20 protein-coding genes are annotated in these 23,246 nt (G+C 45.4%); 9 read left to right on the top strand and 11 right to left on the bottom strand.

What is annotated here, in order from left to right; genetic code table 11:
• Positions 1–9: 9 nt before the first annotated feature.
• From KIV40_RS00855 to KIV40_RS00825, 7 genes are all read right to left on the bottom strand, one after another.
• The gene (locus KIV40_RS00855; RefSeq protein WP_010649588.1) at positions 10–597 is read right to left on the bottom strand and encodes an HD domain-containing protein; all 588 of its coding nucleotides are present in this window, start codon (positions 595–597) and stop codon (positions 10–12) included.
• The gene (gene rimJ / locus KIV40_RS00850; RefSeq protein WP_010649586.1) at positions 598–1,182 is read right to left on the bottom strand and encodes a ribosomal protein S5-alanine N-acetyltransferase; all 585 of its coding nucleotides are present in this window, start codon (positions 1,180–1,182) and stop codon (positions 598–600) included. It abuts the gene before it with no gap.
• An 83-nt stretch (positions 1,183–1,265) separates the two neighbouring features.
• Positions 1,266–2,810, bottom strand: a complete 1,545-nt coding sequence (gene tyrR / locus KIV40_RS00845) for a transcriptional regulator TyrR (protein ID WP_134977722.1) — start codon at positions 2,808–2,810, stop codon at positions 1,266–1,268.
• Between the two features lie 100 nt (positions 2,811–2,910).
• Positions 2,911–3,951 (bottom strand): TIGR01620 family protein, encoded by a 1,041-nt coding sequence (locus KIV40_RS00840; RefSeq protein ID WP_285347696.1) that lies wholly within the window; start codon positions 3,949–3,951, stop codon positions 2,911–2,913.
• A complete protein-coding gene (locus tag KIV40_RS00835) occupies positions 3,948–5,324 on the bottom strand; it encodes a YcjX family protein (protein ID WP_228175130.1) in 1,377 nt (458 codons plus the stop codon). The genes KIV40_RS00840 and KIV40_RS00835 overlap by 4 nt, the downstream gene beginning before the upstream one ends.
• 156 nt (positions 5,325–5,480) lie before the next feature.
• A complete protein-coding gene (locus tag KIV40_RS00830) occupies positions 5,481–5,666 on the bottom strand; it encodes a hypothetical protein (RefSeq protein ID WP_005433708.1) in 186 nt (61 codons plus the stop codon).
• Between the two features lie 229 nt (positions 5,667–5,895).
• Positions 5,896–7,413, bottom strand: a complete 1,518-nt coding sequence (locus KIV40_RS00825) for a fumarate hydratase (RefSeq protein WP_285347695.1) — start codon at positions 7,411–7,413, stop codon at positions 5,896–5,898.
• Between the two features lie 283 nt (positions 7,414–7,696).
• Here KIV40_RS00825 and pabB point away from each other — a divergent pair, with 283 nt between their 5' ends.
• Positions 7,697–9,058, top strand: coding sequence for an aminodeoxychorismate synthase component I (gene pabB, locus KIV40_RS00820; RefSeq protein ID WP_285347694.1), 1,362 nt, complete (start codon positions 7,697–7,699; stop codon positions 9,056–9,058).
• Positions 9,059–9,187: 129 nt separating this feature from the next.
• Here the strand turns inward: pabB and KIV40_RS00815 are convergent, their stop codons facing one another.
• Together KIV40_RS00815 and KIV40_RS00810 are read right to left on the bottom strand one after the other, a co-directional pair.
• Positions 9,188–10,888, bottom strand: coding sequence for an ATP-binding protein (locus KIV40_RS00815; protein WP_285347692.1), 1,701 nt, complete (start codon positions 10,886–10,888; stop codon positions 9,188–9,190).
• A gap of 6 nt (positions 10,889–10,894) precedes the next feature.
• The gene (locus KIV40_RS00810) at positions 10,895–11,434 is read right to left on the bottom strand and encodes a heme NO-binding domain-containing protein (protein WP_134977725.1); all 540 of its coding nucleotides are present in this window, start codon (positions 11,432–11,434) and stop codon (positions 10,895–10,897) included.
• Between the two features lie 124 nt (positions 11,435–11,558).
• On the opposite strand from KIV40_RS00810, the gene KIV40_RS00805 reads away from it, so the two are divergent.
• The 5 genes from KIV40_RS00805 to KIV40_RS00785 all read left to right on the top strand — a co-directional run bounded on the left by KIV40_RS00805 (position 11,559) and on the right by KIV40_RS00785 (position 17,739).
• Entirely contained in the window at positions 11,559–12,158 is a 600-nt protein-coding gene (locus KIV40_RS00805) for a CoA pyrophosphatase (RefSeq protein ID WP_285347690.1), read from the top strand.
• A 346-nt stretch (positions 12,159–12,504) separates the two neighbouring features.
• Positions 12,505–13,758, top strand: a complete 1,254-nt coding sequence (locus tag KIV40_RS00800; RefSeq protein ID WP_285347689.1) for an aromatic amino acid transport family protein — start codon at positions 12,505–12,507, stop codon at positions 13,756–13,758.
• A gap of 97 nt (positions 13,759–13,855) precedes the next feature.
• Entirely contained in the window at positions 13,856–15,217 is a 1,362-nt protein-coding gene (locus KIV40_RS00795) for an L-serine ammonia-lyase (RefSeq protein WP_038890015.1), read from the top strand.
• A gap of 232 nt (positions 15,218–15,449) precedes the next feature.
• On the top strand, positions 15,450–17,165 hold the full coding sequence (locus KIV40_RS00790; protein ID WP_012127672.1) for an EAL domain-containing protein: 1,716 nt from the start codon (positions 15,450–15,452) through the stop codon (positions 17,163–17,165).
• Positions 17,166–17,271: 106 nt separating this feature from the next.
• The gene (locus KIV40_RS00785; protein ID WP_285347688.1) at positions 17,272–17,739 is read left to right on the top strand and encodes an N-acetyltransferase; all 468 of its coding nucleotides are present in this window, start codon (positions 17,272–17,274) and stop codon (positions 17,737–17,739) included.
• A 71-nt stretch (positions 17,740–17,810) separates the two neighbouring features.
• On the opposite strand, the gene KIV40_RS00780 is transcribed toward KIV40_RS00785, so the two are convergent.
• Positions 17,811–17,948 carry a hypothetical protein gene (locus KIV40_RS00780; protein ID WP_005534756.1) on the bottom strand — a complete coding sequence of 46 codons (138 nt, stop codon included), beginning with the start codon at positions 17,946–17,948 and terminating at the stop codon, positions 17,811–17,813.
• A 257-nt stretch (positions 17,949–18,205) separates the two neighbouring features.
• On the opposite strand from KIV40_RS00780, the gene KIV40_RS00775 reads away from it, so the two are divergent.
• Positions 18,206–18,991, top strand: a complete 786-nt coding sequence (locus KIV40_RS00775) for a LuxR C-terminal-related transcriptional regulator (RefSeq protein ID WP_285347686.1) — start codon at positions 18,206–18,208, stop codon at positions 18,989–18,991.
• A 169-nt stretch (positions 18,992–19,160) separates the two neighbouring features.
• On the opposite strand, the gene queD is transcribed toward KIV40_RS00775, so the two are convergent.
• Positions 19,161–19,523 carry a 6-carboxytetrahydropterin synthase QueD gene (gene queD / locus KIV40_RS00770; RefSeq protein WP_005376896.1) on the bottom strand — a complete coding sequence of 121 codons (363 nt, stop codon included), beginning with the start codon at positions 19,521–19,523 and terminating at the stop codon, positions 19,161–19,163.
• 500 nt (positions 19,524–20,023) lie between these two features.
• Between queD and KIV40_RS00765 the strand changes: the two genes are divergently transcribed.
• Positions 20,024–21,649, top strand: coding sequence for a methyl-accepting chemotaxis protein (locus KIV40_RS00765; RefSeq protein ID WP_285347684.1), 1,626 nt, complete (start codon positions 20,024–20,026; stop codon positions 21,647–21,649).
• Between the two features lie 186 nt (positions 21,650–21,835).
• On the top strand, positions 21,836–23,236 hold the full coding sequence (gene asnS, locus KIV40_RS00760; RefSeq protein ID WP_005530375.1) for an asparagine--tRNA ligase: 1,401 nt from the start codon (positions 21,836–21,838) through the stop codon (positions 23,234–23,236).
• The last annotated feature ends 10 nt before the right edge of the window (positions 23,237–23,246 follow it).

The following is a 23,246-nucleotide window of genomic DNA, read 5'->3' as shown; positions in this document are numbered from 1 at the left end:
TCTCCTTTCTTACGACTTCAGCCAACCTTTCTCGGTGGCTTCTTCAATCAGTTCTTTGGCTTTGTCCCATAGAGTGACAGAACCAAATTCAATTCTTTTATTGATGGTTAACGCTTGTTCTCGCGTGACACCATGTTCTTTCCAACTTTGACCATCGTTATGGTAGTTGAGTAGCATCGGGATAAGGCGATCTAACGCTTTAGCGTACTTCGCATCATCACTTTGTGCCGCCTCAAACTCTTTCCACAGAGCAAACAGTTCATCACCTTGATCGCTCGGCAACATACCAAACAAACGCTCTGCGGCTTTTAATTCTTTTTCTTCTTGCTCTTTTGAAGCTGCGACATCATAAACAAAGGTATCGCCTGCGTCGATCTCTACGACATCATGGATAAGCAGCATTTTCATAACTCGAGCAATATCGATGGGTGCATTTGCATGTTCTTGCATCAATACCGCCATCAATGCAACGTGCCAACTGTGCTCGCCACTATTCTCTAAGCGTCGATCTGCACTCTTTACCCGAGTACGACGAAGTACGCTTTTCAGTTGGTCCAGTTCAATAAGAAGTGCTAACTGCTTTTCCAATCTTTCCATTTATCGAGCCTCTGCGGTCCAGTTTGGGTTAGTCAACGATGTCAGCACGTGGTCTCGCCATTCACCGTCGATCAACAAATAATCCTTTGCATATCCTTCTCTTTCAAACCCGGCATGTTGTAGCACCGCCTCACTACGCTTATTATGTGGCATATAGCCCGCCTGAATACGGTGTATCTTTTGCACATCAAACATGTAATCACAGGCCATTTTTAACGCGCGGCGCATATAGCCATTGCCCTGCGCGTCTTCTGCAAGGGAGTAACCAACATTGCAGGCATAGAACGGAAAACGACTCAGATTACTGAAAGAGAGCGTGCCAAGCATTTTACCAGATTCGGCATGAACAAGTAGGCAATAGTAACCAAGCCCTAGGCGGTGAAGTTCATTTAACTTAATCAGTTTTTGCAACCAACCATTGACGGTGTAGAACGCCTCTTCTCGTTTTGGCTCGAATGGTGCCAAGTACGCTCGATTCGTCTGAAAATACTCTGCGATCATATCGGCATCGCCAATTTCCGCAGTACGTAGAAGCAAGTCGCCGTCCAACTTGTGAACGGCGATTGAGGAACTCTTATCTTCCATTATAAATAACAACGTCCATTTAATTTCGGATTCATTTACGGATAGTCCGTTTGTACGGAGACCTTAACTTTACGACGAATGTCCTAACTTTTACGAATACCATAATCGCGCAATTTGTTTGCAATAGACGTATGAGACACATTCAAACGCTTAGCGAGCTTACGGCTTGATGGGAATGATTGATACAAACGCTCTAAAATCTGCGATTCGTAATCACGCATGATCTCATCAAGCGAGCCATCAAGGTTCAATGTCGCGCTACCACCGCCCATAGCTTGTGGCTGAGGTAAGTTGAAGTTATCGGCCTTGAGGACATGTCCATCCATCTCGGTCAACGCACGCAGAACCATGTTGTCTAACTGACGCATGTTACCCGGCCATTGGTAGTTCGCTAAGGCATCCACTAGCTCTTCATCTAACTCTGGCTTATCGATACCAAGCTGCTGTGCGTGCTTCATGACGAATAAGTCTAGTAGCGGTGCGATATCGTTCGAGCGCTTACGCAGAGGCGGAATATTTAAGGTTAGAACATTTAGGCGATAATATAAGTCTTCACGGAACTTGCCGGCTTCAGCAAGCTCTGCCAAGTTATGTTTAGTCGAAGCGATAATACGAACATCAACGTGCATTTCATCTTCCGCGCCCACGCGACGGAAATTACCGTCCTGTAAGAAGCGCAGCAGCTTGATTTGCAGATGCGAACTCATCTCACCGATTTCATCAAGGAAAACCGTACCGCCGTTGGCTTGTTCAAAAATGCCTTTGTGACCTTGTTCATGATTAAACGAACCTGGCGCATGACCAAACAATTCGGTTTCAGCCACATCATCCGGCATGGAAGCACAGCTCAATACAAGGAACGGCTTGCTCGCACGGCCAGAACGACTATGACAAGCTTTGGCCAACATCTCTTTACCAGTACCTGTTTCACCTTCAATCAATAACGGTTGATCGAGAACGGACAATTTCTTCGCTTGATTCATTAACGCTTTGTGGCGGTTGGATAATCCAACAAAGTGCTCAAAGCCTAACTGGTTGTTGAGCGGCAAGATCTCTTCGATTTGCGCACCATGTTGGCTAGAACGAATCGTCATCAGCGTGCTGGCTAAAGTGGAGTTTTGTGCTTCGTCTTTGATGTATACCGGCATCAACTCAAGGATGTAGTCCAAGCCATCAATCACTAGGCTTTCGCGAGTGCGTGCATTAACGCCTTCAGACCAACGAGAGAAGCGCACGCTCGGCAACAACATACCAATTTGCGTACCGATCACATCTTGTTTGTGCTGACCAAGCAGAGACAGTGCCGCCATGTTCGCCATATCGACCGCACCTTTAAGGTCGATAGCAAACACAGGATCAGGAAGATTATCCACCAAAGAAAGCAGCTCTGTATTATGGCGCTCCATTGGCATAAATTGGATTTTACGTACGTCTTTGACCCCCGGAATACGGCGGATCTCAGCCATCAACTCACTGAAGGTATCAAAATCGATATCTGGGCAGTTTAGGTAAATGATGCCACTGATATCAATTTCGATACCACGTAAGTCGATGCTTTTAGACGCTAAAATATCGAGCAGTTCTCGGGTAAGACCGAGTCTATCTTCACAAAAGACTTCAAGACGCACTGAAAATATCCCAATTCACAACTGTCAGGAAAAGTTGACAGTAGTTTCTCCCAAGCTTGGAATGGCGTCAAGCAATCCTCACCGTCAAAGGTGATATTGGTTACGGTTTCATCGTGATTGATGCAACTTTCGCCACAACCTCTTTGCGAATCGCACCGAGTTTCACTTGACGCTCTGGATACCAAGGTAAAGGACGAAGCAACGCCATGGATTTTAGACCAAGACGAGCGGTTAAGATCCCTACACCGAGTCCCTGCCCTGCTCGTGCGGAGATTTTTCCGGCGATATCCATCGACATCAAATCCATGCTGGCATCAATAGCGAGCTCACTCGCACCCGCTGCCGCCATATTCACGAACACAGAGCGGAGCAGTTTAATTCGAGAAGCGTAGCCAAGCTCCACGCCATATACTTTAGAAAGATTGTCGATCATTTTGAAGTTACGCCGTGCCACTAGCAACATGTCAGCGGCTGCCAACGGGCTAACGGCTACCAAAGCTGCGGATTCGGTAGCGTGCTGCGAAACAATTTTGGTTGCGAGCTTATCTTGCTGGCTAACGACCATGGAATCGTACATCTCTAGAATTTCAGCGTCACTGTGAGCTGGGTTTACGCTGTTTTTCCAACGATCAAAACCTGGGTTCTCTGCCAGTACACCACTTTGCTCCGCGACTTTTTCACAAAATGCTTTGCCCTTGCCGACGCTTTGGCTATCGATAAGCGCTTCACTCTCTTCTTGCACACTAAAGTGATTACGCAGTTTGCGCAGCTTCCATAACTCTTTGCCTAACGCGCCTAAACCAAAAGAAGCGATGGTAGTGATAAAGCCAACCCAACCAAGCGCTAGCCAATCAGCAGTTTGTATAGCGGTAATCACAGAATCAACCGCTTGCCAGACAACTAAACCAGCGAAGGTGGCAAAGAGACCCGTTGTCAGCCATTTGCGACCAGATTTGGGGCGAATGACTTGTTCGAGCTGCAACTCTTGCTCTGTCTCTTTCTGTTGCTCTTCAATCTCAACGGGTATGAAGGTCTCTTTTTCAGAGAACGTCTTCTGCGCATTCAACTCTGGGGATACGTCCTCTTCCTCACTGTGCATCACTTTTTCTTTGAAGACTTGTTTTTGTTTTAGTTCGCTCATTTCAATTTGTCTCCCAATAGGTATTCCAATGCTTTGTCGAGGCGAATGTGTTTCATTGGCTCATCCGTTTCTGAAGGCATTGGACGGAAAGAAGTAAAATCAAAGCCACTATTTTGCCAATAGGCCGCATTAGGTAACTTCTTCGGCACTTCACCGGGGAACATTGTCATCGACTCGCCATCGAGCGTCGTCCCTTTGAGTGCGGGCACGCTTTTATCTCCCGACGCAATAAAACCCGAAGTCGTCGCTTGAATCGAAGCAATGCTCATGCAGCTCATTTCAATATTCTCATACGCCGCGGTCTGCCATGCTGGATGCACCATTTGTTGAAGTAAGGAGATCAAATGCGGATGTTGATCCGGTGTCACGTGGTCGGCTTTTGTCGCAGCGAACAATACTCTGTCGATTTTTGGTGAGAACAAGCGACGCAAAAAGCTGCTTCTACCATATCGGAAGCTGTGCATGATTTGTTCAAGCGCTTGGCGCATATCGTAAAAGGCTTCATCACCGGCATTTAGCGGTTGTAAGCAATCTACCAACACGATTTGGCGGTCAAAGGTAGCAAAGTGATGCTTGTAGAACGCCTTAACCACCTTCTGCTGATATTCGTGATAACGCGCTTCAAGCATTGCTAAGTTACTACCTTTAACTGGCTTCGTATCTGCGTCAAATCGACACGGGAAGAACTGCAATACTGGCGCACCTTCAAGCTCACCCGGCAAGACGAAACGACCCGGCTGAACCCAATGTAAACCGCTGTCTTTGCATGCATGCAAATAGTCAGTGTAACTTTTAGCGACTTTTTCTAGCTGCTTTTCATTCAATTCCGCAGCTAAATCCAATGCATCTAGCTCTGCCAGCCAGTCGGCAGCAAGCTCACTACGCTGCCCTTTTAACGCGTCAAATTGGGTCTGTGACCACGTCGCGAAATCCGTATCGAGCAAAGGCAGATCCAATAGCCACTCACCCGGATAGTCGATGATGTCGACATTCAACACGGAAGTTTTACTCAACAACTTTTTGGTGGTTTTGTTCGGCTTGTATTTCAGCGCAAGTCGAATCTCACTTACGTCGCGCGTCGGTACTGGCCATTGTGGTGGCATAGCATGAATTTGGCTCATCGCATCATCATAGGCAAAACGCGGTACCATCATGTTGGTTTGCGGCTCACGTTTGGCGCCAATTAAGCGTTTGTCTCGAGCGGCATTGAGTAGCGGCAAGTTGTCATGAGTGGCGGTATGCAGTAATTGATTAACCAGAGAAGTAATGAAAGCAGTCTTACCTGCACGCGATAACCCCGTTACGGCAATACGAACGTTGGAGTCCATGCCACGGCTGATAAAGTCATTCACTTCTTGCGTTATTCTTTTCATACTTTTTATTTATCTCATCAATTCTTGCTACGCAGTGTAATTTTACCAACCTTAATCAAAGATGAACAAAGTATTCACTGCAAAACCTTTTTCCAAAAACGAAAAAGCCCCTGAGAATTTCAGAGGCTTAGAGATCTTAACGACTTTCTGTCCAGTCTAATCGTCTTCAATCAACTTGTAGATCACGAACAAGGCGATTTCTAGGATCAGCCATAATACACAAGTGATGGTGACGTATTTTTCATCGAAGATACTGATGCCGTGAAGAATCAAGTCGTAGCCAACAAAGCTACCAATCACAACAGCAAGAACTATTTGTAGAATTTGAATAAAACGAGGCATGCCGTCTCCTAATTATGGTCAGCATAACAACGAGATTTGCTATGCCTATTAGTTTATATCTGAATATATAGACAAAAAGTGCAGCTTTCGCTGCACTTTTGTCAAATGTTTGCTAGGTAAATCAGCACTTTGTCACATTCTCTCAATTGAGACGTTCGCCTTATGTTCAATAATGCAAAGCTCATAGTAAGCCTAGTGACGAAACACTGTAACCTGACAGGGCAGCAGCTTACGCTTCCATTTCTTGGATTTTTACTTGCCAAGTATCTGGACCAATTTGGTGAGCGTTCGCGCCATTTGAATCCACAGCAACCGTTACTGGCATATCTTCAACTTCAAACTCGTAGATTGCTTCCATGCCTAGGTCTTCGAATGCCACCACGCGAGCTTTCTTAATCGCTTTTGCAACGAGGTACGCCGCGCCGCCAACTGCCATTAAGTAAACCGCTTTGTGGTTCTTGATAGATTCAACTGTTGCAGGACCGCGCTCTGCTTTACCGATCATGCCCATAATGCCTGTTTCTTCTAACATCATGTCTGTGAACTTATCCATACGTGTTGAGGTTGTTGGACCTGCAGGACCTACGGCCTCATCACCGACGGCATCAACCGGGCCAACGTAATAAATGAACTTACCCTTGAAATCAACGCCAGCAGGTAAACCTTCACCCGCTTCTAGCATGCCTTGAATGCGTTTATGCGCAGCATCACGACCAGTTAGAATTTTGCCCGACAGCAGAACCGTTTCACCGGTTTTCCACTCTTGAACTTCTTCTTTGGTCACGGTATCTAAGTTCACGCGACGTGTGTTCTCGCCCGCTTCCCAAGTAATATCTGGCCAATCTTCTAGCTTCGGTGGCGTTAGCTCAGCAGGACCGTTGCCATCTAGTGTGAAATGCACGTGACGAGTCGCTGCACAGTTCGGAATCAAGCACACAGGCTTAGCCGCGGCATGGGTTGGCGCGGTTTTGATTTTTACGTCAACAACTGTTGTTAAACCACCTAGGCCTTGCGCACCAATACCCAGCTTGTTTACACGGTTGAAGATATCAAGACGAAGCTCTTCTTCCGCATTTTGAGGACCACGATCGATCAGTTCTTGAATGTCAACGTGCCCCATCAGAGATTCTTTTGCCAAAACCGCAGCTTTTTCAGCGGTACCGCCTATACCAATGCCAAGCATGCCCGGTGGACACCAGCCTGCGCCCATTGCTGGTAGGGTTTTCTCTACCCATTCTGCAATGTCGTCAGATGGGTTTAGCATCACCATCTTGGTTTTGTTTTCAGAGCCGCCGCCTTTCGCCGCGATTTGAATTTCAACTTTATCGCCTGGCACCATATTGATATGTACAACCGCTGGCGTGTTGTCTTTGGTATTGATTCGCTTGCCCGCAGGGTCCATCAGAACCGAGGCACGCAATGGGTTGTCCGGATTCGTGTAAGCTTGTCTAACGCCTTCATCCACCATCTGTTGAACCGTCATGTCGGTTGAGTCCCATTGAACGCCCATACCGATATTGACGAAACAAGTCACGATACCTGTGTCCTGACAAATCGGTCGATGGCCTTCTGCCGACATACGGGAGTTAATTAGGATCTGAGCGATAGCGTCTTTCGCAGCTTGGCTCTCTTCACGATGGTAGGCTTTTTCAAGGGCTTGAACAAAGTCTAGCGGGTGGTAGTAAGAAATATACTGTAGCGCATCAGCAACACTGCTGATGACATCCTGCGTGCGTATTACCGTCATTGCATGCCTCATTATTGTTATGCTTTGCTTCCATTATCGGCTTGGCTTCTATCGTGTTTGTTGAGCTTATTGCTCATAGATGAGCTTCGTTTTATGTGAACAAATTGTCGAACGGCTGATATCGACACACGAGTAACTGAAGTCGCCTTCTTCTATAGTAAAACCACCTCCAAGCCTTTGTATAGAGGTAGTTTGGCTATACAGGCGAATATGATACTCTTGCTGCCCATGACATGCCATGCAGTGAACGAACTCTTTGTCACAATTTAAACAAATGAACAACATGGATACGCAATTGCTTGATTTTAAGGCATTGGAATACGCCAACGACCTCGCTATTACTCTATTTTCTCGTATCGAGAGCCAACCTTGGGCGATGCTTTTGCGTTCGGCTTCCAATACGCATATCGACAGCCGCTTTGATGTGCTGGTCGCCAATCCAATCGCAACGCTGGAGACCGTCGCTGGCGATACGCGCATTAAAACAGAATCGCAACAATACCTTTCCCAACAAGATCCGTTCTTGCTATTGGACGAACTTCAACAACAGCTTTTGCCAAACCTTGAGTTGGACTCAGAGTGGGACCTGCCGTTTGTCGGCGGCGCGCTGGGCTATTTTAGTTACGATTTAGGGCGCCGCGTAGAGTCCATGCCAGAACTGGCGACCAAAGACCTTCAAACGCCCGACATGGCTGTTGGGTTATATGAATGGGCATTAGTGATCGATCACAAGTTGAAGAAAGCGTGTATGGTAGGCCAAAACATTGAGCAAGCTTGGCAATGGCTTAATTCACAATCTCCAGCAGATGGTGAAGACTTCAAGCTGATTGGCGATTGGCGATCGAATATGACGCAAGACTCTTACGCTTCGCGTTTTGATCGCGTTCAAGAATATTTGTTGAGTGGTGACTGTTACCAAATCAACTTAGCGCAGCGCTTTAATGCTTCTTATCAAGGAAGCGAGTGGCAAGCTTACACAAAACTAGAAGCGGCTAACCAAGCCCCTTTCTCTGCGTTTATTCGTATGCCTCATTCGGCAATCGTAAGTGTGTCACCAGAGCGCTTTTTGGAGCTTAAAGACAACGTCATTGAAACCAAGCCAATCAAAGGCACACGTCCACGTAGCCAAAATGCTGAGCTTGACCAAGCCAATGCGCACGATCTGCAAACCGCAGAGAAAGACCAAGCCGAGAACTTAATGATCGTCGACTTGCTGCGTAACGATATTGGCCGCGTCGCTTCACCGGGCAGCGTTCATGTACCGAAGCTGTTTGATATCGAGAGCTTCCCAGCGGTTCATCACCTCGTTAGCACCATTCGCGCAGATCTGGATACCCAGTACAGCGCCGCAGACTTGCTACGAGCTTGCTTCCCGGGCGGCTCAATTACTGGTGCGCCAAAGGTACGTGCGATGCAAATAATTGAAGAGCTCGAGCCGCATCGTCGTAGCGCTTATTGTGGCAGTATTGGATATATCTCACGCCATGGTCGCATGGATACCAGTATCACGATTCGTACTCTGGTTGCGGAAGATAACAAGCTCTACGCTTGGGCTGGCGGCGGCGTTGTAGCAGACAGTGATTGTGCAGCAGAGTATCAAGAGACGTTGGATAAGCTATCTAAGATCTTACCAGCACTGAAGTAACTTATATCGCTTTTCAGCATATAGAAAAACGGCTCTGCAGTAATGACAGAGCCGTTTTTGTTAATCATTATTTTTTGATGATCGTTTTTTGCTGATCACTGTTTGTAGCTGATCAAGCAGACTTGCGCCTCATTCATCGAGCCATTTACACATAATCTGTTCAATATCCGCAGCGGTATAAGGCTTGGTGAGTATGTCATTCATTCCTGATTCAATGCACTTTTGTCTCTCTTCCAGAGTTGTCCCGGCGGTTAGCGCAATGATCGGCTTGGTAAACCCAATTTCTCGCAAATGCACCGTCGCTTCATAGCCGTCCACCTCTGGCATCCGGCAGTCCATAAATATCAGTTCGTACTCATTTGCTTTAACTGCGTCGACCGCTTCTAGGCCGTTGTTTTTCAGATCTGGCTTGATATCGAGCTTCTTGAGCATTTGGGTGACGATCACTTGGTTCATACGAATGTCATCCACCACCAGCACAGAACGTCCTGCAAGCTCAATATGCTTACCGTCAGACACATCACCAGAACCCCTCCCCTGAGCCTCCCCTTGTTTGAGAGGAATCTTAAGTTTAAAAATGGTGCCTTGACGGGGCACACTGGCGAAACTGATGTCACCGCCCATCAAATCCACCAAGTTCTTACAAATAGCCAAGCCCAAACCAGAACCTTCAAAGTTGCGCTTGGTCGAACGGTCGGCTTGAACAAAAGGGTCAAACAAGGCTTTTTGAGCCTCCAGTGGGATACCGATACCCGTATCCTCTACTTCAAAGTTTGCATAGCCATTTTGCCATTCCACACGCAGTACAACCCCACCCAAGTTGGTAAACTTAATCGCATTACCAATCAAATTCACCAATATCTGCGTGATCCGTTCAAAGTCGCCAATGAGAAACTCTGGTATGCCGAGCTTCTTGTCGATGGAAAAATGTATCCGCTTTTCCGCCGCTTTGGCTGCAAACACACCGGTTAATGCGTTCTCTAAGTCCTTCCAAGCAAAAACTTTATCGATGATTTCCATCATACCTGCGTTCATTTTACTGAAATCGAGCAAGTCATTGATGATGACACGAAGTAAATCACCGGATTGAATCAAGTTACCAAGGTATTGTTGCTGTTCCTCCCCCAGCTCGGTTTTGCTCAGCAACTCTGCACTACCCAACACTCCATTTAACGGAGTACGGAGCTCGTGGTTGATCATCGCGACAAATTCTTTGGTTGCTTTTTCAGACGCTTCTGCCCGCTTACGCAGCTCGACCTCTCGCTCTAAGCTCAAATGTCGGCTGATGACGCCGTGCACCAGATCGGAAACCAACCCCATTTGTTTGGAAGTGAACTCTTGATCGACTTGATCAAGAGCGACAGAAAAGATCAGCTCACCCAAGATCACTGAGTCAATAATGATCGGTAAATAGAGACGATTCTCGATCCAATGAGGCTTGGTTTGTATCGCATTTTCATGAGCGAGCACGAGATGGCCAAATTGATGGCGACGCAAAGATGAGAGATGCTCTTGGCTCAAAGATAAGTAGGCACCGGAAACCACCGATTTTGATGTCAGTTGCTCCAAGAAACTGGCAATCATGGTCTCATCAAAGGTGCTAGAAAGGAACGTTCGTCCAAACTTGATCAGCGTTGCATCGATTTGTTCTTCAAACTCGAATTTACGTAAGTCGTTCTCAGACTTCATCTCGAGTTTTTTCAATGCCACACTCAGTTGCTGATTGGACTCATACAGCTCTAAGCTCTTTTGCTCTAACAGTGTTTCTGCCGCTTTTCTTGACGCGACTTCTCGTTTGAGTTTCCTTTCTAGTGAGGAACTTCCCGTCATATTGCCTTATTGAGCCTCCAGCCAAAAACGTACTTGGCTTCCGTCATCCGATTGGTTTTGATGTTTGACAACGACACTCTCATTGAAGTGGTTCGCACAACCTTGTATCAGGCCGACACAAACATGCGCCATACAGCGTGCACTTCGATAATCAAACACCATTTCTGATTCTGTTTCATTAATAAAATCAAATTGCGGTGGATTAGCGTCGGGATAGAGCTTCTTGACCTCGACATGGATAAAGTCTTCTACATGGCGAACAAACTGAAACGTGTTCGTGCATTGTTGTAAGCTGGCATGATTGGGGATGGACTTAAGTAGGTTTTGGAACACACATTCACCAAACACCTCTTGGAGCTTCTCTACTGGTATGTCAGAGACTTTACTGAGGTTAACGATCAACTTGACGAGGTCTCGGTGATCATAACTGCCAACAGAAGTGTAGATGCCTTCATCGTTAGAAAGGTCCAAGACTTGGTCTAGAACTTCCAAGCCAAACTTGTCCTCGACTAACTCGATGAACTCAGTGAATATTATCCCTTTCATCGTCTTCAGCTAACCTTATAGTGACGTCTTAAAATAAAGAATGGTGTATAACGCTATAAGTTTCAAATTAATATGTTCTTCGCATCATACGAAAAGCATGTGTCATTAAAGAGAGGGAGCAACTTTGGTTATTGATAAATCTACCCTGCTACAAAACTTTCAGCTGCAGCTTCCAACCGGATACCATAAAGAATCTCTGGGGCGCCTCGCACACTTGAAAGAAGAGACTTTGCGAGACGCCGCCGTGTTGATCGGTTTTGTCGAACGCAAAGAAGGCCTCAGCGTCATTTTGACTAAACGAGCGGCGCATTTAAAACACCATCCGGGGCAAATCAGCTTCCCTGGTGGCAAGTATGAGCCTCAAGATACCCATCTAGTGAACACTGCGATTCGAGAAACAGAAGAAGAGATCGGCATACCTACATCACACATTAGCGTGTTCGGACAGCTACCCAAGCTACCAACCATTAGCCAATTTAATGTCACGCCGTTTTTGGCTTTTGTTTCACCAGACTACATGACTCGCATCGACCCAAACGAAGTCGCAGAAGTTTTTGAAGTACCCGCCAGCCACATTTTGAATCCAGACAAACTCTTTAGTGAAAAATTTAATCTAAGAAAAGCCAGCCATCGTGTATTTGCTATTCTATATCAGCAACATTTCATCTGGGGAATGACCGCACAAATCATCGAATCGATGCAAAAACACATCACTTTAAAATGATGACTTTATTAATTAGTTTTGGTGCCACAAACCAATCATCATGTGCATCAATATTAATAAAAGGTTATTTTTCAAACATTCATTCACATTAGTTTAATTTGATTTTCATAAGGCAAACGCTTGCGGAGAGATAAATTCATACAACTAATGCATCGGATAACTTTTTCTAATCTCAAGCATTAACAATAATCACGTGTAGCACGCCATTTTCGTGATAAAAAGCAGGTTATTGACATATCATTCGATAAGCTCGAGCAATACATGATTTAGATCTAATTTTGAGAATGCAAAATCCTGCAAAATTGCTCCCGACTTATTTCCTGTTCCCAAAATGAGTAACTCAAAAATGATTACAACTACTTCTGCGGCTTCAACCGCACAATCGTCTAGTAAGTTTTCTTACAAAGACTTCACCTGGTGTTTGTCCCTATTTGGTACAGCAGTAGGTGCAGGTGTACTTTTCCTTCCAATTAAAGCAGGTGCTGGCGGTTTTTGGCCATTAGTTATCTTAGCTCTAATCGCGGCACCAATGACTTGGTTCGCACACAAATCTCTGGCTCGTTTCGTACTTTCTGCGAAAAACCCTGAAGCAGATATCACTGACACAGTAGAAGAGCACTTCGGTAAGACTGGCGCAAACCTTATTACTTTTGCCTACTTCTTCGCTATCTACCCAATCGTACTAATCTACGGTGTTGGTATCACAAACACGGTTGACTCTTTCCTAGTTAACCAAATGGGTATGGAATCTATCCCTCGCTGGCTACTTTCTGGCGCGTTAATCGCTGCTATGACTGCGGGTGTAGTATTCGGTAAAGAGCTAATGCTGAAAGCAACATCAGCAATGGTTTACCCTCTAGTATTCATCCTACTAGCGCTTTCTTTCTACCTAATTCCTGACTGGAATACATCAATGATGGAAGTGTCTCCAAACTGGGGCGAAATGCCTTCAATCGTTTGGCTAGCAATTCCAATCATCGTATTCTCATTCAACCACAGCCCAATCATCTCTCAGTTCTCTAAAGAACAACGTCGTGTATACGGTGATGACGCAGTTAAGAAAACCGACGCGATCACTGGCGGTGCAGCGATGATGCTAATGGGCTTCGTTATGTTCTTCGTATTCTCTGTAGTACTTTCTCTATCTCCAGAGCAACTAGCAACTGCGCAAGAGCAAAACATCTCAGTATTGTCTTACCTAGCTAACGTTCACGAGTCTCCACTTATCTCTTACATGGGTCCTCTAGTGGCGTTCGCCGCAATCACTTCTAGCTACTTCGGCCACTTCCTAGGCGCACACGAAGGTCTAGTTGGTCTAATCAAATCTCGCTCTGAGACTCCTAAGAGCAAGATTGAAAAAGCATCACTAATCTTCATCGTTGTGACTACTTGGATCGTTGCTATCGTTAACCCAAGCATCCTAGGCATGATTGAAACCATGGGCGCACCGATGATCGCTGCAATCCTATTCTTGATGCCTGTATTCGCGATGAACAAAGTTCCTGCGATGGCGAAGTACAAAACTTCAGCACCTGTACAGATTTTCACAGCAATCTGTGGTCTTGCGGCAATTAGTTCTGTAATCTACGGCGCTCTTTAATCACCGCTCTCTATAAAAGCGTGATTAATTCAAGAATATAACGATAATAAAAAGCCTCCCAACTCCCCTTGGGAGGCTTTGTTCTGAGGTAATCGATATGATTAGTGTTTTTGACATCTATAAGATCGGCGTTGGTCCTTCAAGCTCACACACTGTAGGTCCAATGAAAGCGGGTAAAGAATTTATTGATGATTTACGCTCAATGGGAAAATTGCGCGACATCACTAAGATCACCGTTGACGTTTATGGTTCACTATCACTGACAGGGAAAGGTCACCACACGGATATCGCCATCATCATGGGTCTTGCAGGCAACTCCCCTGAGAAAGTAGATATCGACTCTATTCCGGGCTTTATCGCTCGCGTAGAAGAAACTGAGCGCCTACCTGTTGGCATGCACTGTCATACAGTATCGTTCCCGAAAGATGGTGGTATGAACTTCCATACTACTAACCTTGAGCTTCACGAAAACGGCATGCAGATCCACGCGTGGATCGAAGACGAAAAAGTGTACTCAAAGACTTACTACTCTATCGGCGGTGGTTTCATCGTTGATGAAGAGAACTTCGGTAAAGAAGTAGAGAACCCAATCAAGGTTCCTTACGAATACACAACAGCAGAAGAGCTTGTTCACCAGTGTAAAGAAAGCGGTCTTTCTATTAGCGCATTGGTAATGAAAAACGAACACTCTCTGCACTCTGATGAAGAGACTCGTACATACTTCGCAAACATCTGGCGCACAATGCGTGAGTGTATGGATCGCGGTATGAACGAAGAAGGTATTCTGCCTGGTCCGCTACGTGTTCCTCGTCGTGCAGCAGCACTTCGTCAGCAACTGCTTACTTCTGAAAAGACAACAAACGATCCAATGTCGGTTGTTGACTGGGTAAACATGTTTGCTTTCGCAGTAAACGAAGAGAACGCAGCAGGTGGTCGTGTTGTGACAGCACCAACTAACGGTGCATGTGGCATCATCCCTGCAGTACTGGCTTACTACGATAAATTCATCCAAACTGTGACTGAAAAAGATTACATCCGTTACTTTGCGGCTTCTGGCGCAATCGGTGGTCTTTACAAGCGCAACGCGTCTATCTCCGGTGCAGAGGTTGGCTGTCAGGGTGAAGTTGGTGTGGCATGTTCTATGGCGGCAGCTGGCCTTGCTGAGCTGATGGGTGGTAGCCCAGAGCAAGTATGTATGGCGGCAGAAATCGCAATGGAGCACAACCTAGGTCTTACTTGTGACCCAGTTGCTGGTCAGGTACAGGTTCCATGTATCGAGCGTAACGGTATCGCAGCAGTAAAAGCGATCAACTCAACTCGTATGGCTCTACGTCGTTCTTCAGCTCCGACAGTTTCTCTAGATAAGGTTATCGAGACCATGCTAGAGACTGGTAAAGACATGAACGCAAAATACCGTGAGACATCTCAAGGTGGTCTAGCAGTTAAAGTTATCTGCTAATCCCATCTCCTCTCTCTGATTCTAAAGCCCGAGTTGATGCTCGGGCTTTTTTTTCATCTCTACATTGCTCTAGGAAATGTTCTAGGCAAATTTCCTTCTAGATTGAGCTTTATAAAAAAATCTAAAATAGTCACTATATCCAGAAGTTTAGGATATGCCCGTAGAAGGTCACATACCTGTCATCGCAATATTGATAACGTATTCAAAAATTAATCCTGGAGCGCTCTAACACATGATTAGGTTTGAACTTGGAAACCAAATCTGCGTTTGCCTGACCGAAAAAGAACTTTCACTACAGCTCAATAACTCCATTCACTCTTCTATTCCCGTCAACAGAATCGAATATTTAATCCTTAGTACCATTGCCGCTTTTGGAAGCTTAAATGCACCTATAAGCCAGAGGAAAATCGAAAAGAAGTTGTCAGCGCAACATCACCTGATGTTGCCGGAAAATGGGTTTAAAAACGCTGTTGCATCGATCAGAAAAAAGTTCAGGCAACTGACAAAGAATCATATCGAGACCCAAAAGTCTCTTATCGAAAACATACACCGAAAGGGATATTTTGTGCCTTACGATAGCCAACATGCCCAAAAAGACGGACTTCTTCAACAAGCAAGAATTCACCAGCAAGCGATACATAGTCTAAGAATGGCGACAGGTATCTGTTTGCGAAGCCGAGTCTTATATCTCAATGTGTTGTTCTTTCTCCTGATTGCGATCGCGCTGTACATCGCGATTTGTTTTTACACGATAAGCACCATCGTAAGGCAGAATTATTTCGATGATGCGATGAACTTTGCGCAAGATTTGGCTCAACGCAGCTGTTTTCAGCACGAGGCACAATTGCGAGGCTTGTTCGACAATATACAGTTGGTTGAATCGGCATTAATGACCGATAAGCATAATATCCGCTGCTTGGTCACCCCTGAGGCCGTGGTTCCGGTTAATCAGAAGGATAGTAAAAACTGGTTAAACAATGAGAGTTACACCACTCACTCATTTTCATTTAATGGTGCTGAGGTGTTGGTTCGTGTCAAAAACATCAACCTATCAAACAATATTGAAAGCCATATGTCGCAGATGTTTTTGTCTGGGATGAAAGTGTGTACTAACACTGGTACCGCGCTAGAGATTGGCGATACGAAAGGCGATTCGTTTCTCTACAACGTCAACGACAATGGTTACAAAGAGATCTATTATGTCTCTGGCCCCATTTCGAGTATCTTGATTTTGAGCTTTATATTAATGCTTATGGTAAGGCATAAAGAGCTGCGAGCGCTCATGGCTTATATGTGGACTATCCGCCAGTTCAACCTCAAACTTGAACCGATTCACAATACCTCAAACCGACAAAACATCCATTACGAAGTGCTGTCTCGCTTTAAGGTTAAAAATACCCAGCGCTTTATTGAGAGTCTGATAGCCAACGGCTTATTGCTGAACCACACTCTACTGGTCATCAAAACCATCTACGCAGATTCAAAATCCTTACTTGCGCCATTGAGCATCAATGTCTGCCCTTCCCTACTTGAGGGCCGTAATTTCGCTCGCCTATATCGACAGCTTAGCCAACTCGACTGCTCGCTATTGACCATTGAGATCACCGAAAACGCCTCGATGTATTACACGCGAGAGATCTTTGACAACATCAATAAGCTCAAAGAGATTGGATGTAAGATCAGCATCGATGACTTTGGTACCGGCAATAACAACGTTGAGCTTATTAGCCATATCACACCCAACTACCTTAAAATTGACCGTTTGTTTGTGATGAACCTTAAGCAAGATGACAAAAAGGTTGAGACGCTGCGCCAGCTTATCGCCATGGGGCATACTTATCATTGCACCGTGATTGTGGAGGGCGTTGAAACCGCAGAATGCGCACATTTATTGACGACATTGGGGGCACACATTCATCAGGGCTTCTATTACCCTCTCTGCCGCTAGCCTCCTCTATTTATTAACAATAATCTGTACATAACCAGATTGCGTACTCTTAATGTCCACAACTATAATGGCGGTATTGTTTTACCGCCGTGAATCGATTTAGGTCATGATCGCCATTAAACCTACCAAGTTGAAAGATTTTGCCAGCTTGATGCAACTGGACGTGCAAGAAGACCAAAAAGGATTTTTTAAACCATTTGAACAGGCATACCAAAAACGCACCAAGTCGGAAGTGTTTTACACCATATTCCACGATTACTTAACGGTAGGCTACCTTGTTATTGATAAAGGCTTTTCTCAACATGCACCGTTCGCTAAACGACATGAGCTTGGATTAAGCTACATCATGATCGACAAGCGTTTTCAGCAACAAGGCGTGGGTACTGCAACGCTGAAAAAGTTAATGATGTATGGCTACGCAATTGATGCAGAAAGCAGCTCGATTTGCGCGACTGTCGCAAGCCAAAATAGAGTCGGCATCAAGCTATTTGAATCGGCGGGCTTTGAGAACACCCTGAAAAGCATTTATGAAGAGAGTGGAAAAGCGCTGATCTTGCGCCATACATTAGGCTGATTTACCCCTTAAACGAAAATAGGCAGGTTCTTTGTAAGCCTGCCTATTCACTAATTAACTCATTAACCCGGTCACACTGCCATCACTTCTGCTTGCCAACCGTAGCTTAAATACTCTTTCGCTAGTTCGTTAGCCACAAAAGTCGAAACGACAACTTCAACCCACATACTGTATGAGCCTGCGCGGTAACGCAGTTTCATCATTTTCATTCAAACCTCTCCGAATAATGCCCAATAGACTGAGGCTTACTCACCATTCACCTAAACTATAATAAAAAAACTGATATCCACGCAGTGGAGCCCTTTGCGCATACGTGCTTGAACTCTCTCCTTGAGATTAAATGGATATAGTGTATGTTATTCCACAAACCTCGAAATAATGCAGGCGCTATTTTGCAGAATGATATGAACAGGATGTAGAGTAAAAATACTGCATTTATAAAAAATGATAAGATGAGCCAGATTTTATGGGCAGCGATATAGGTAAAACGACCGAAACCAATTTTGAAGCACTCATGATTCGTCAAGCGAAGAGCCTGACATCCTCTCATGCAGATGAATGCCAAAGCCAACTTGAACAATTCATGCTTGAAGCCATGAATTGGTTTGAGATCGACCGCATGACAATGTTCCCAAACTCCATGCTTTTCTTCAATCAAGGTAAAACCCTTTCCGTTGCGCGAGCCCCGCACAAAGTACTGACCGCTGACCAAGTGGGTGTGGAAGATTGCGAGCGGTACCTATGCCTGATTGGTAATTCTGAAGAGATTCAAATCTTCGATAAAGACAAACTCGCCAACAGTGACGTTGTCGTCTTACGCATGCTTTCCGCACAAGGGGCTTGCTGCCATTACACCATCCCACTGGTCCTGTTTGGACAACGCTGGGGAGGCTTATCCTTCACTTTATTTGGGAGCAAGGGATGCGGCTTAACACAAAGCCAGATTGAACAGGTTACGTTCATCTCCCATATGTGGCTCTCCTTTTGGCAGCACTCAAAGTTGCATCGCAGCCTACATCGCCCGGACATGAAAACCGATAAAGAAAACCATCGCATGCTGCGCTTAAGTCATCGTCAATGCGATGTATTGGGGTTGTTGGCAAAAGGCTTATCGGCAAAAGAGATAGCGACCGAGTTAAACCTCAGCCCCCGAACCATCGAGTCGCACAAATATCGACTGTTAGATATGTTAGAACTCGACAGCCATGCAGATTTGGTGCAGTTTGCGCTTCGCAATGGCATAGGTTATTAGCGCTTTTTACACTCTCGGCGTTTAGTCTCATTAAAACCATTTGGTCTGGTTAAGCTATTTACTTTTATTAAACCATATGGCCTTACTAAACAGAGACTGGTTCTAGATCAACAGATAAAGAAAAGGCAAGCCGTCTGGCTTGCCTTTCTAATAGTAATGCCAAGGGAGCTTACTCACCCTTGTAGATACAACCTGCTGTACAAGTTTCTTTGATCTCTACTTTGCTCAGTAGAGGAAGACTTGGCTTAAGTTGTTGCCAAATCCATTTTGCTAATACTTCACTAGTCGGGTTTTCTAGACCTTCAATATCATTCAAGTAGTAGTGGTCTAAACGGTTGTAGATTGGTTTGAATGCCGCTTTGATCTCTGCGAAATCAACAACCCAACCCGTATGTGGGTCTACTTCACCTTCTACATAAAGACGAACAAGGAAAGAGTGCCCATGTAAGCGTCCACACTTGTGACCTTCTGGTACGTGTGGCAAGTGGTGTGCCGCTTCGAACATAAACTCTTTGTACAATTCTGTTTTCATCTTGATTCTCAGGCTTTAAAAAGACACGCAATACTAAGGAATTCACCCTTTAATGACAACCTTTATCAATAGGGTAAAGGGAGGGAAAACGTTTAACCATAATGAGATTAAAAGTGAATGAAAAAAAGGGCAATCCTCGAGGGTAACGAAGATTGCCAAATCCGGAGGTTCCAGAAAATAGTTTAGGAAAATGAAACAGGGTGATTGGCTAGTAAAGCACTCTCCCTCACCCTGAGATGTAAGACTCGGAGAGTACGGCGCTAAGAATATCCAATGCATGGTTAACGGACGGTTAACGATAAAAACAAATGCGAACTCTCACTAAATTTCTCTGATCGTCGCCTTTTTGGCACAACGCCAAACTATTGATTACACGCCACTTACATCACATTTACATAACCCCACTATGTTTGGGGTCACATTCATTCAGGCAACTTATCGCTGATGCATCGCTAACCCCTTAATATTGTGGCGTTCGTTCCAATAACACTTATAAAAATATGCGCTCAACCATTACTTTCAAACTCCTACTTGCTCTTATCGCGGTGTTCACGTGCGTACTCGCGGTGTCGACGGGCTATCAGTACTATCAACAAAAAACGTTGATCAATAACGTACTGAGTGAACAACTGCATGATAAAGCCAGCAACTACTTCGACAGCCTCAACATGATGATGCTGACAGGCACCATGGCGCAAAAAGAAACATTGCGACAAAAAGCCTTAGCCCAAGAAGGCATCGAGCAAGTACGCGTCTTGCGCGCCGACGCGGTTTCCAAATTTTATGGGCCTGGCGATGCCAATCAAAAGCCAGTGGATGATATTGACCAACGCGCACTCAATGGAGAACTGGTAATTGAGCCTATCAGTGCTGACTGGGGTAAAGGTTTGGTCGTAGCACTACCAATGAAATCGAGTGAAAACTATCGCGGCACCAATTGCGTTGCCTGCCATATTGCTCCTGAAGGTGAAGTGCTAGGTGCGATTCGACTTGAGTACAACATGAACCATGTGAACTCCCTAATTAACAAGCAAGCGATGTTCGCTATGGGGATCATGTCCGTGATTGCGTTTGTTGGCTTCCTCATTACGATGGGGTTAATTCGCAAAATCATCGTTCGCCCGATTCAAAATACATCGCGTTTTATGTCAAACGTCAGTGCAAGTAAAGACTTATCCAAACGACTTGAATGCAAACAGCATGATGAAGTGGGCCAACTTTCTGATTCCATTAATTCCTTTATGGATACCGTATCAGAGAGCTTAGAGCGTGTACGTGATACCTCCCACTCTCTGGCCGGTTCTGCAGGGAGGCTCACTGATGTTGCCCAATCTACCGATGAAGCGGCAGACAATCAGCAGGTAGAAACCAATGAGGTGCAAACTAATATTAGCGGCATGCTGGAGCAACAAGATGTCGTAGAGCAAGCGACTATCGACGCCACTACCTTAGTCAATCATACCGTTGATGTCGCCACCACCAGCGCAGGCCAAGCGCATCATGTAAGCGAAGACATCAAGAGCTTAGTAACAGATATCGACAAGGTCCGTGAGAAGATAGCAACCTTGAATCAGCAAACGGAAGAAGTGTCCTCGATACTTGGCGTTATCAAAGGCATAGCCGAACAGACGAACCTACTTGCGCTAAACGCAGCAATAGAGGCGGCTCGCGCCGGTGATCAAGGTCGTGGTTTTGCTGTTGTTGCCGATGAAGTGCGAAATCTTGCCTCTCGCACAGCAGAAGCCACCAGCAATATTGAGAACATTATTTCTCTGTTCCAGCAAGGCAGTGAAGAATCACTTACCTCCGTCGACAACGTGTGTCAGTTTGCCCACCAGCGCTCTGTCGATGTAGAAAACTTGTCAGAGACCATGCGCAATGTGGTGGATGAAATGCATCAGGTATTAAAACACGCCGAAAACATCCAACAACAAACTCAAACCACGTCAAGTGTGAGCAAACATATCCAAAGCAAAGTCGATACGATTACCTTACACGCGGATGACACCTCGCAATCGGCGTCCCATACTCGCGAAATCAGTGTTGATTTAGAGCATCTTTCTGAGCGTTTGGAGTCATTACTTAACCAATTTACCCTGTCAGAGGAACAAAGGACTCGGAAATAAGAAAAATCTCTCCTTCAAAATGAATATAAAGGTTGAAGCTGACGATTTGACAGGTAATATGTTTCGTTGAATCTAAAAAATTCTATCCAGCTCAACGCTTCGCTTGTTTTTTGCACAATTTTGTTTAGAGACAGGCACTTTTAAGTGTTGAGTTGAATTTTTACCTCAATGGAGAATATTGAAAACATGACTTACGCGCCTGTATCAGACGTTTTGAAAGGTCAGCTAGCAGTAGACAGTGAAGTAACTGTTCGTGGCTGGATCCGTTCACGTCGTGATTCCAAAGCTGGAATCTCTTTCCTTGCCATTTATGACGGCTCTTGTTTCGACCCGATTCAGGCCGTGGTCCCTAATAATCTTAATAATTACGACGACGAAGTTCTTAAGCTAACTACAGGCTGCTCTGTTGAAGTAACTGGTAAGATTGTTGAGTCTCCTGCGAAAGGTCAAGACTTCGAGCTAGCAGCAACTAACGTAAAAGTCGTTGGCTGGGTTGAAGATGCTGACACTTACCCAATGGCAAAAACTCGTCACTCTATCGAGTACCTACGTGAAGTAGCGCACCTACGTCCGCGCACAAACGTAATCGGTGCAGTAGCACGTGTACGTAACTGTCTATCTCAAGCGATCCACCGCTTCTACCACGAGCAAGGTTACTTCTGGGTATCTGCGCCACTGATCACTGCGTCAGATGCTGAAGGTGCTGGTGAAATGTTCCGCGTTTCTACGCTAGACATGGAAAACCTACCTCGCACAGAAGAAGGCAAAGTAGACTACAACGAAGATTTCTTCGGTAAAGAAACGTTCCTAACGGTATCTGGTCAGCTTAACGGTGAAGCTTACGCTTGTGCACTAAGCAAAGTTTACACATTCGGCCCTACTTTCCGTGCTGAAAACTCAAACACTAGCCGCCACCTAGCAGAATTCTGGATGGTTGAGCCTGAAGTAGCATTCGCAGACCTAAACGACATTGCGAAACTATCTGAAGACATGCTTAAGTACGTGTTTAAAGCAGCACTAGAAGAGTGTCGTGATGACCTAGAGTTCTTCGCTCAACGTATCGACAAAGAAGCAATCACTCGTCTTGAGAAATTCGTTTCTTCTGACTTCGCTCAAGTAGACTACACTGACGCAATCCAAATCCTTCTTGATTCTGGTCGTGAGTTCGAATTCCCTGTTGAGTGGGGTATCGACATGTCTTCTGAGCACGAGCGTTTCCTTGCTGAAGAACACTTCAAAGCGCCTGTAATCGTTAAGAACTACCCGAAAGACATCAAAGCATTCTACATGCGTCTAAATGACGATGGTAAAACGGTAGCTGCGATGGACGTTCTTGCACCTGGCATCGGCGAAATCATTGGTGGTTCTCAACGTGAAGAGCGTCTAGACATTCTAGATGAGCGTATGCGTGAAATTGGCATCGATCCAGAGCACATGAACTGGTACCGCGACCTACGTCGTTACGGCACAGTGCCACACGCAGGCTTCGGTCTAGGCTTCGAGCGTCTAGTTTCTTACGTAACAGGTATGGGCAACGTTCGTGACGTGATCCCATTCCCACGTACACCTCGCTCTGCGAACTTCTAATCACGCTTTA

The organism is Vibrio sp. D173a, assembly GCF_030248475.1.
This window is presented reverse-complemented; position numbering and strand designations above follow the sequence as displayed.

Bases quoted from the DNA above. Each gene is read 5' to 3' on its own strand.
- KIV40_RS00855 (WP_010649588.1), bottom strand. From the start codon at position 597: ATGGAAAGATTGGAAAAGCAGTTAGCACTTCTTATTGAACTGGACCAA.
- rimJ (WP_010649586.1), bottom strand. From the start codon at position 1,182: ATGGAAGATAAGAGTTCCTCAATCGCCGTTCACAAGTTGGACGGCGAC.
- KIV40_RS00840 (WP_285347696.1), bottom strand. From the start codon at position 3,951: ATGAGCGAACTAAAACAAAAACAAGTCTTCAAAGAAAAAGTGATGCAC.
- KIV40_RS00835 (WP_228175130.1), bottom strand. From the start codon at position 5,324: ATGAAAAGAATAACGCAAGAAGTGAATGACTTTATCAGCCGTGGCATG.
- KIV40_RS00830 (WP_005433708.1), bottom strand. From the start codon at position 5,666: ATGCCTCGTTTTATTCAAATTCTACAAATAGTTCTTGCTGTTGTGATT.
- KIV40_RS00825 (WP_285347695.1), bottom strand. From the start codon at position 7,413: ATGACGGTAATACGCACGCAGGATGTCATCAGCAGTGTTGCTGATGCG.
- pabB (WP_285347694.1), top strand. From the start codon at position 7,697: ATGGATACGCAATTGCTTGATTTTAAGGCATTGGAATACGCCAACGAC.
- KIV40_RS00815 (WP_285347692.1), bottom strand. From the start codon at position 10,888: ATGACGGGAAGTTCCTCACTAGAAAGGAAACTCAAACGAGAAGTCGCG.
- KIV40_RS00810 (WP_134977725.1), bottom strand. From the start codon at position 11,434: ATGAAAGGGATAATATTCACTGAGTTCATCGAGTTAGTCGAGGACAAG.
- KIV40_RS00800 (WP_285347689.1), top strand. From the start codon at position 12,505: ATGATTACAACTACTTCTGCGGCTTCAACCGCACAATCGTCTAGTAAG.
- KIV40_RS00795 (WP_038890015.1), top strand. From the start codon at position 13,856: ATGATTAGTGTTTTTGACATCTATAAGATCGGCGTTGGTCCTTCAAGC.
- KIV40_RS00790 (WP_012127672.1), top strand. From the start codon at position 15,450: ATGATTAGGTTTGAACTTGGAAACCAAATCTGCGTTTGCCTGACCGAA.
- KIV40_RS00785 (WP_285347688.1), top strand. From the start codon at position 17,272: ATGATCGCCATTAAACCTACCAAGTTGAAAGATTTTGCCAGCTTGATG.
- KIV40_RS00780 (WP_005534756.1), bottom strand. From the start codon at position 17,948: ATGAAAATGATGAAACTGCGTTACCGCGCAGGCTCATACAGTATGTGG.
- KIV40_RS00775 (WP_285347686.1), top strand. From the start codon at position 18,206: ATGGGCAGCGATATAGGTAAAACGACCGAAACCAATTTTGAAGCACTC.
- queD (WP_005376896.1), bottom strand. From the start codon at position 19,523: ATGAAAACAGAATTGTACAAAGAGTTTATGTTCGAAGCGGCACACCAC.
- KIV40_RS00765 (WP_285347684.1), top strand. From the start codon at position 20,024: ATGCGCTCAACCATTACTTTCAAACTCCTACTTGCTCTTATCGCGGTG.
- asnS (WP_005530375.1), top strand. From the start codon at position 21,836: ATGACTTACGCGCCTGTATCAGACGTTTTGAAAGGTCAGCTAGCAGTA.